Annotated in this window: 2 protein-coding genes; both read right to left on the bottom strand. The window is 61.1% G+C overall.

What is annotated here, in order from left to right; all coding sequences use genetic code 11:
* Positions 1 to 12 precede the first annotated feature (12 nt).
* Positions 13 to 456: a hypothetical protein gene (locus A5777_RS22125; RefSeq protein ID WP_064864635.1), complete on the bottom strand. Its 444-nt coding sequence runs from the start codon at positions 454 to 456 to the stop codon at positions 13 to 15.
* On the bottom strand, positions 437 to 754 hold the full coding sequence (locus tag A5777_RS24840) for a hypothetical protein (protein ID WP_156529462.1): 318 nt from the start codon (positions 752 to 754) through the stop codon (positions 437 to 439). The genes A5777_RS22125 and A5777_RS24840 overlap by 20 nt, the downstream gene beginning before the upstream one ends.
* Positions 755 to 815 lie beyond the last annotated feature (61 nt).

Genomic DNA, 815 nt, shown 5'->3' with positions numbered 1-815 from the left:
TGAGCAGGCCCCTCAGTTTCCCGACGAGTCGAACCCGCCAGCCTTCGCGATCTTCTCGAACAGTTCGTTGATGTGCTTCATCCGATACCGCTTCGACGTGAGCAGGTCATACCCACTCTTGCCGCTGTCGGGGTCAGGTTCGAGAATGTACTCGAGCGCCGTCAACGCCTTGCCGTCCTCGAACGCCCGGGTCGCGCGCGCATCCCACTCGGCAGGATCGGACGGCACCCAATACGTTTCGCCGTCGTAGTCGACCGCGACGACCGTGATGCCGTTCGCCTCACGCTCCACCGGATAGTCATCCGACACCCAATGTGTGCGTGCAGCTTCACGCCGCTGAGCGCGATTACCGGCACGCTTGGGACCCGGGTCGGGGATCTCGGTGCGTGGCTCGTTGTACTCGTCGGCAAAGTCGTCGGCGTCGTAGTCGTCGATGTCAATCTCGCGTGCGGTCATGTGCGGTTTTCTCCTTCATCTCCCGCCAGAGTGGTGCCGCGATAGCACCGAGAACTCGGGCGGAACTGTCACCTGAGACGCCCTCGTGTTGAAGTGCGTCTTGTACTTGTCGGATGCGTTGCGCGAACGCTTCGCAATCGGTTGCGGCTGAAACCTGTTGGCGGGATTCCTTGGCGGCGAGGGTGAGTGCTTTCGCCACCTGCGCCCGCTTGTGTGCGGGAACATCACCGTTTTCATCGAGAACGCCCAACTGTTCTGCAGCGGCACGGATCTCAGCGTCAGTTGGAATTTTTCTCATCGGCGGGGATCACCTCAACATCACTCGCGACGATAGGCACGAGCACAACCGGGAGTTCGTG

Source organism: Gordonia sp. 852002-10350_SCH5691597 (assembly GCF_001665715.1).
In the GTDB taxonomy this organism is placed as follows: Bacteria; Actinomycetota; Actinomycetes; order Mycobacteriales; family Mycobacteriaceae; genus Gordonia; species Gordonia sputi.
The sequence above is the reverse complement of the archived record's forward strand: the minus strand, read 5'-3'. Positions and strand labels throughout refer to the sequence as shown.